We start from the raw sequence: 7,003 nt of genomic DNA, 5'->3' as shown, positions 1-7,003 counted from the left end.
AGCCGACCGGCGCGCTCGACAGCCGCACCGGCGCCGAGATCCTGGCGCTGTTCGCCGCGCTCAACCGGAGCGGTCAGACCATCGTGATGATCACGCATGATCCCGGCATCGCGACGCAGTGCCGCCGCACCATCCGCCTGCACGATGGCGAGCTCGTCAGTGACGAGACCCTGGTCCCGATCCTGCCGAAACGGAGCGCCGTGTCATGACGATGCTCCAGGGCTTCCAGATCGCTCTGCACGCCTTGCGCCTCAATCCGCTGCGCAGCTTCCTCACCATGCTGGGCATCGTGATCGGCGTCGCCTCCATCGTGACGGTGTTTGCGATCGGAGCCGGCGCGCAGCTTCGCCTGCAGGAGCAGATCCGCTCGATCGGCGCCAACGTGCTGATGATCACCCCCGGCGCGGTCTATCAGGGCGGCGTGCGTCTCAAGGACGGCAGCAAGCTGACGATGACCGAGAGTGACGTGCAGGCCATCCTCGAGCAGATTCCGGAAATCCAGGCCGCGGCCGGCTCGATCGCCGGAACGGCGCAGGTCATCCATGAGGGCAAGAACTGGAATACGACCATCAACGGCACGACGACGGGGCATTTCATGGTGCGCGACTGGCAGCTTGCCAGCGGGCGTTATTTTTCCGGCTCCGAGGAGGCAGGCGCCGGCAAGGTCGTCATCCTCGGCAGCACGGTCGCGCGCGAGCTGTTCGCGCCCGGCGACGACCCGATCGGCGCGCAGATCCGGATCATGAAGGTGCCGCTCGAAGTGGTCGGCGTGCTCGATCGCAAGGGACCGGCGCAGGACGACGTCGCCTTCGTGCCGCTCGCCACCGCCAAGCTGCGCTTTCTCGGCAGTGCCAGCAACATCAATCGGGATTCGGTTGCCTACATCATCGCCAAGGTGGCCGGCGACGGCCAGATGGCGGGGGCCCGATCGGAGATCGAGAACCTGCTGCGGCAGCGCCACCGCATCCCCGCCGGCCAGGAGGACGATTTCAAGGTCCAGGATCCGGCCGCCGCGATGGAAGCGCAGCAGGGCGCGATCCGCACCGTCGCGCTGCTGCTCGTCGCCATCGCCTCGGTCTCGTTGCTGGTCGGCGGCATCAGCATCATGAATGTCATGATCGTCTCGGTTACCGAACGCACGCGGGAGATCGGAATCCGCCGCGCGCTGGGCGGGCGGATGCGGGACATCCGCCTGCAGTTCCTCTGCGAAGCGCTTGTGCTCTGCCTGCTCGGCGGCGCCATCGGTGTCGCCGGCGGCGTCACGCTCTCGATGACAGTCGCCCGCATGGCAGGATGGGTCACCTCGATCGACGGTCAGGCGATCGGCCTTGCCCTGGTCTTCTCGATCGCCACCGGCATCATCTTCGGTTTCTATCCCGCCCACAAGGCATCCAAGCTCAGCCCGATCGAGGCGCTCAAAGCGGAGTGAGAAGATGCCGAAGGCGGCCAATTCAGCCCGAAGACGAGCGAGGAGCCTATCATGAGCCCGGATCCGAAGGATTCGATTACACCGACACCGCGCGAGCGTGAGCTGATGATGCTGATCGCCCGGGGGCTGCAAAACAAGAATATCGCCTACGAGCTCAAGATCTCGGAGAACACGGTCCGGGCGCATATCGGCAACATCATGCGCAAATACCGGCTTTCGAACCGAACGCAGATCGCGATCGCGTTTGCCCTGCACGCGGCGCCATTGTCGCTACGCCGCGATCTTGCCAGGGCCGACCGCCGTCCGGCGGCGCCAAAGCCCGCGCAGGCGCCGGCTCAAAGTTCATCGGTGCTGACCGCGCCTGATTGAACGCCGGACACAATCCCTTGCGTTGCCCGACGGGCAAAACATGCGAGCCCTAGGCCAACGCGCGCAGCGAAAAATATTCCACTTTACCGAAATTCGGAAATGACGTATGTGTCGCGGCAACCCGGCCCAAGGAAGAGGGGCGTATCGCGATCGTCACGAACGCGGGCCGGACGGCGGTGGGCGCTGATTGCATCGGCGCGAAGGATTTTGCGGGGCGGGCAACCGTGAGCGAAACACCTCGCGCACACGACCGGTGTGATCGGCGTACGGCAAAATCGTGTGGTCCTGGCGCCCGGGGTCTGTGCGTCAAGTCTCAGCGGTGATGTGGCGGCCCGACCGGGCACGCGCATCGATCATCCGCAAGGCGACGGGGGCAATAGTGCAACGCTCCCCGGGGAGAGCACGACATAAGCCGTCAAACCACTGCGCAGGGAAGGCCGGGATCTCCGGTTGCCCTGTTCTCCGCTATGCAGGAGCACACGCAATCTGCTCTTGGCATGGCGGTCCACGGGAGCCAACCGGCTCCCGGCCTTCCCTGCGCCCTCTTTCAATTGAGGGCAAGGCGACGAAGCAAAGCTCGGGCCAGATGAGCCGCGAGGCTGCGAAGGTGTGTCTGCGATTTCAGCTGCGTATCACAAGCTCGAACATCGTAGGATGGGCAAAGCGGAAGCGCGCCCACAATCTTTGCCTGTCGCGATTGAATTGGTGGGCACGGCGCTGTGCGCCTTTGCCCACCCTACGCCACTGGCGAATAGAGAATGCTTCCGCAGGCATCATTTAAGACCGTCCCCCTGAGGTGGCCGCTTCTTCAGCGGCCCTCGAAGGGCGACGGCCCCGCTGCACCGTCCTTCGAGGCTCCGCATGCGATGCATTCGCATCGCACGCCTCGCACCTCAGGATGACGGGAGGAATACTGTCGGTGCGGAAAGGTTCTGGATAGATTGAGTTTGAGCTGCACGCCCAAACGATGGTCTCGTGCCCCGGACGCTGCGCAGCGCGCTCGCGCGCGCGTCGCGTCCGGACACGAGAGTGGCAGGCGCCCTCCCCGGCCCATTGCAGATGTCACAGGCCTTGTAACAAAACCGTCATCCAGCGAAACTAAACGAACCGGAGGCCGCGGTCGGCGGCCAGGCCGCCTCACTGCAGGGAGATTTTGATGCGCCGTTCACTGGTGTTGCTGTCCGCCGGACTGACAGTGCTGTCCGCCGGACTTACCAACGGACTTGCCTCCGCACAGAACAACACGCCCCGCAATTTGATCCTGTTCATTCCGGACGGCCTGCGCGCGCTGAAGGTCAACCCTGAAACGGCACCCGCCATGGCCGAGGTCCGCGACAAGGGCGTCAATTTCAAGAATTCGCATTCGCTCTTCCCGACCTTCACCATGGCCAACGGCTCGGCGATGTCGACCGGCCATTATCTCGGCGATACCGGCGTGTTCTCCAACACGATCTGGACCAATTACACCTCCGTGCCCGCCGGCGACACCGTGGTCCCCTTCATCGAGAACGACGCCGTGCTCGGCGACATCGACGAGCACTTCAAGGGCAACTATCTCAACGAAGAGACCATCCTGAAGCTGGCCCGCGACAAGGGATTCAGCACCGCTGCGCTGGGCAAGCATGGTCCGACCTACCAGTTCGATCACACCGACAAGCCCGAAAAGGCCGGCCTACACTCGATCGTGTTTGACGACGCCACCGGCGGCAAGAATGGTGTCGCGCTATCGGACGAGGTGAAGGACGCGCTGACCAAGGCCGGCCTGCCTACCACCACGCCGCCGCGCGGTGACAATTCCAAGGCGGGCGATGCCAAGACGCCGGGCACCACGTCTGCCAACGTCGCGCAGCAGGCCTATTTCGCCAACGTCGCCGCCAAGGTGGTGTTGCCGATGTTCAAGGCGCGCAACAAGCCGTTCGTGCTGGTGTTCTGGTCGCGCGATCCCGACGGCAGCCAGCACAACACCGGCGACAGCCTCAACCAGATCAAGCCCGGCATCAACGGCCCGACCTCGATGGCCGGCATCAAGAACGCCGACACCAACCTCGCCCAGCTTCGCAAGGCGCTGGACGAGCTCGGCCTCACTGCCTCGACCAACATCATCATCTCGGCCGACCACGGCTTCTCCACCATCTCCAAGGAGAGCAAGACCAGCCCTTCGGCCAAGGTCAGCTATGACGACACGCCGAAGGACTTCCTGCCGATGGGCTTTCTGGCGATCGACCTTGCGAAGGCGCTCGACTTGCCGCTGTTCGACCCCAACGACAAGAACGCGAAGATCGAAGGCAACAAGCATCCCAAGGCCGGCAACGGCGTGCTCGGCAAGGATCCCGAGAAGCCCGATCTCGTCGTCGCCACCAATGGCGGCTCCGACCTGGTCTATCTGCCGACCAAGGACAAGAAGCTGGCGGCGAAAACCATCAAGGCCCTGCTCGAGCAGGATTACGTCTCCGGCCTGTTCGTCGAGGACTCGCTCGGCCGCTTCCCCGGCACCTTGCCGCTGTCGAGCATCAACCTGCGCGGCAAGTCGGCGACGCCGACGCCGTCGATCGTCGTCAACTTCCGCTCGTATGCCAGCGATTGCGGCGAGGCGCCGACCAATTGCTCGGTGCAGGTCGCCGACACCGTGCTGCGCCAGGGACAGGGCATGCATGGCAGCTTCAGCCGCGGCGACACCATGAACTTCATGGCGGCGATCGGGCCGGACTTCAAAACCGGCTTCGTCGACGAGCTGCCGGTCAGCAATGCCGACGTCGGCATGACGGCCGTCCAGCTCATGGGCCTTCGCGCCACCCAGAAGGGCAGCCTGGTCGGCCGGGTGATGTCGGAGGCGCTGCCCAACGGCGTCACGCCGAAAGCGTACAAGGCGGTTGAGAAGTCGAAAGTCTCCGAGAACGGCCTTCAGACCGTGCTGAACTTCCAGCGCGTCGGCAGCCAGCGCTATTTCGACGCCGCCGGCTTCCCGGGCCGCACGCTGGGGCTCGAGGTGGACGCCGGCAAACAAAAAACGGCGGGGAAATAACCCCGCCGCTTTCGCTCGCGCCCCGCAGGGGGCGCGAGAAGATCTCGGTTGTTACATGCCCAGATTTTTACATCCCAATGTCGAACACGTTCGGCAGCTGGCCCGCCAGGGGCAGCGCGGTGGCGCCGAGGAACGTCGCCACCATCGCCATCAGGCGGCGATTGTTCTGGCGCTTGCCGCGCATCTGGCCGGCGATCCACTCCAGCATCTCGCTGTTGACCTTGGAGGCATAGGACGGCGCCCAGCTCTCGATGTCGGTGTCGGCCGACAGCGCGACGCTGCGCGGCGGCACCTTCAGGCCCGAGGCGCTTGCGGCATAATGCGCAACGGCCTTGGCGAGCAAATCGTCGAAGCGGCCGCCATCGGTACGCTCGGTCGCGGCCTCGTTGATCTCGAACAGCACTTCAGCCTCGGTGCGGCTGACGGGCTGGTCGTTGACGGCGGTTGCGGTCAGGATGCGCGTGCACCAGGCGGTGTCATCGGCATCGAGCGAGCGGGAGAAATGCACCCTTCCCTTGGTAGTCGGGCCTTCGCCCGTAATCACGCCGTCGCGCACGATGCTCAGCGCATGGGCCGCGGTATCGCGGCAGGACGGCTCCAGGGACGGCGACTCAACAGATTTAGGCGCAGCGGCAGACATAGTTCACTTCCAGACTTCTTCTGATCGGCCAGCATTTTCATGCCGGCGTAAAGGGGTGGTTAACGATTCGATACGGCGATCGCGACTTTTCGAGATGGTTGCCAATTGGTCGCTGTCAGGACCGTTTTGGTTCTAGGAGCGCCGGGCGAGCGTGATGAAAGTCATAAAAGGCTTTATCGGGGCAATTGAGTCCGTGCGGCTCCGGTGGAGGTGTTTCGTCGCAGGCGCAGCTGTAACAAAAAAGTGCTAGGATATCGGCCCTTCAAAGAAGGAATTCACATTTTACTTGAAGCGGTTCACTTCAGCTCGACGACGCCCTATAATGGGGATGACGACAAAGACAATTTGTCATTTAGATTCAATGCGATGAGGTAGATCCATGACACTTCCGATCGGCACCACTGCACCCGACTTCGAAGCCGAGACCACCGAAGGGAAGATCAAGTTTCACGACTGGATCGGCAATAGCTGGGCGCTCCTGTTCTCGCATCCGAAAGACTTCACGCCGGTCTGCACGACCGAGCTCGGCGCACTCGCCAAGCTGAAGCCGGAATTCGACAAGCGCGGCGTCAAGCTGATGGGCCTGTCGGTCGATCCGGTCGACCGCCATGCCAAATGGTCGGAAGACATCAAGGAGACGCAGGGCGCAGCTCCGAACTATCCGATGATCGGCGACACCGATTACAACGTCTCGAAGCTGTACGGCATGCTGCCGGCCTCGACCTCAGGCGATCCCCTCACCCGCACCCCGGCCGACAACCAGACCGTCCGCAACGTCTTCATCATCGGGCCGGACAAGAAGATCAAGCTGGTGCTGGTCTACCCGATGACGACGGGGCGGAACTTCCTGGAGATCCTGCGCGTCATCGACTCGCTCCAGCTCACCGCCAAGCATCGCGTCGCCACCCCCGCGGACTGGTCGCAGGGCGACGACGTGATCATCGCGGGCTCGGTCTCCAATGACGAGGCCAAGACGATCTACCCGCAGGGCTGGAAGGAGCCGAAGCCCTACATCCGCATCGTGCCGCAGCCGAAATAATCCAACTGTCGTTCCGGGGCGGCCCGAAGGACCGAACCCGGAATCTCGAGATCCCGGGTCTGGTCCTTCGGACCATCCCGGGATGACGAGGTTGGATCAGGCCGCGTTCACGCGGTCGAGGAATCTGTCGACCTCAGCCTTCAGATGCAGGCTCTCGCCCGACAGGGCCTGTGCGGAGACGAACATCCGGCTCGAGGTCTCGCCGGTCTCGCTGGCGCCCTCGGCGGCGTGACGGACGTTGACGGCGACATCGGCGGTGCCCGACACCGCGGCGCGAACGCTGGCCACGATGTTATGGGTCGCGCTCTTCTGCTGCTCGACCGCAGCCGAGATCGAGCCCGCGATGCCGCTGATGCGTTCGATGGTCTGGCTGATCGCCTTGATGGCGGCGACCGATTCCTCGGTCGCGAGTTGCATGCTCTCGATCTGGCTCGAGATCTCGTCGGTCGCCTTGGCCGTCTGGCCGGCGAGCGTCTTGACCTCCTGGGCCACCACCGCGAAGCC

At 63.8% G+C, this 7,003-nt stretch carries 6 protein-coding genes and 1 pseudogene; 5 read left to right on the top strand and 2 right to left on the bottom strand.

Going from position 1 to position 7,003, the window contains the following annotated elements; translation table 11 throughout:
* From MOV75_RS21995 to MOV75_RS21980, 4 genes and pseudogenes are all read left to right on the top strand, one after another.
* Positions 1-209 (top strand): annotated as a pseudogene (locus MOV75_RS21995) (macrolide ABC transporter ATP-binding protein); the annotation flags it as partial.
* Positions 206-1,429, top strand: a complete 1,224-nt coding sequence (locus MOV75_RS21990) for an ABC transporter permease (protein ID WP_246926685.1) — start codon at positions 206-208, stop codon at positions 1,427-1,429. The pseudogene MOV75_RS21995 and the gene MOV75_RS21990, both read left to right, overlap by 4 nt.
* Before the next feature lie 51 nt (positions 1,430-1,480).
* Entirely contained in the window at positions 1,481-1,798 is a 318-nt protein-coding gene (locus MOV75_RS21985) for a response regulator transcription factor (RefSeq protein ID WP_246926682.1), read from the top strand.
* A gap of 1,156 nt (positions 1,799-2,954) precedes the next feature.
* A complete protein-coding gene (locus tag MOV75_RS21980) occupies positions 2,955-4,820 on the top strand; it encodes an alkaline phosphatase family protein (protein WP_246926680.1) in 1,866 nt (621 codons plus the stop codon).
* A 67-nt stretch (positions 4,821-4,887) separates the two neighbouring features.
* On the opposite strand, the gene MOV75_RS21975 is transcribed toward MOV75_RS21980, so the two are convergent.
* Entirely contained in the window at positions 4,888-5,460 is a 573-nt protein-coding gene (locus MOV75_RS21975; protein ID WP_246926678.1) for a hypothetical protein, read from the bottom strand.
* A gap of 379 nt (positions 5,461-5,839) precedes the next feature.
* Between MOV75_RS21975 and MOV75_RS21970 the strand changes: the two genes are divergently transcribed.
* Positions 5,840-6,499: a peroxiredoxin gene (locus MOV75_RS21970; protein ID WP_246926676.1), complete on the top strand. Its 660-nt coding sequence runs from the start codon at positions 5,840-5,842 to the stop codon at positions 6,497-6,499.
* Between the two features lie 96 nt (positions 6,500-6,595).
* Here the strand turns inward: MOV75_RS21970 and MOV75_RS21965 are convergent.
* The coding region (locus tag MOV75_RS21965; RefSeq protein ID WP_247006603.1) for a methyl-accepting chemotaxis protein at positions 6,596-7,003 on the bottom strand (408 nt) is incomplete at its 5' end.

This window comes from Bradyrhizobium sp. PRIMUS42 (assembly GCF_023006515.1).
GTDB lineage: Bacteria > Pseudomonadota > Alphaproteobacteria > Rhizobiales > Xanthobacteraceae > Bradyrhizobium.
Note: the sequence above shows the minus strand (reverse complement) of the source record. Positions and strands in the feature narration are given on the sequence as shown.